Source organism: Parasediminibacterium sp. HNIBRBA5674 (assembly GCF_056745525.1).
The window spans coordinates 1-650 of the sequence record NZ_JBQWIE010000099.1; the positions used below are offsets into that span (position 1 = coordinate 1).

1 pseudogene is annotated in these 650 nt (G+C 37.1%); it reads left to right on the plus strand.

What is annotated here, in order from left to right:
• Window positions 1-650, plus strand: a pseudogene (locus tag ACT9TX_RS18425) (hypothetical protein); the annotation flags it as partial.

A 650-nucleotide genomic window follows, 5' to 3' on the forward strand; every position in this document is an offset into this window, starting at 1 on the left:
TTTTTTGTAAATGATTTACAGGTGACCGATTTGAAAAACCTCAACATCGTTGCCACTTCATCAAATACAGCGCTAGTACCTGTTAAGAACATCATTGTTACTGGCACAGGCACTTCACGTACCATTAATATTACACCAACTGCGGCCGCCTCTGGCTCTGCAACCATTACATTAATAGCAGACAATGGGGTAAGTTCTTCGTCTATCACAATTGCCCTCACCGTTGCAAGCTGTACACCTTTACCAGTTAGCCTAACAAATTTTTATGGTAAAAACACACAGTTATCAAACCAATTATTCTGGACCACTAGTATTGAAATTAATAATGACTATTTTAATATCGAACGTAGCCTGGACAATAATTCTTTTACCGTAATTGGCGCTGTAAAAGGATTGGGAAATAGTAATGCGATAAACAACTACACTTTTGAAGATAAAAACGCACCAGCAGGAAAAACTTATTATCGTTTGGCGCAGGTAGATAAAGATGGTACTACTAAATACAGCAACGTAATAGAATTGAACAATACTAAACCAATAAGCATTGTCAGCTTCCCTAATCCGTTTACACAAGCATGTACCATCACTACTAATAGTCAAACACCCGTTTCTATTAGCATTATTGACCAGTATGGCAAATTATTACAACA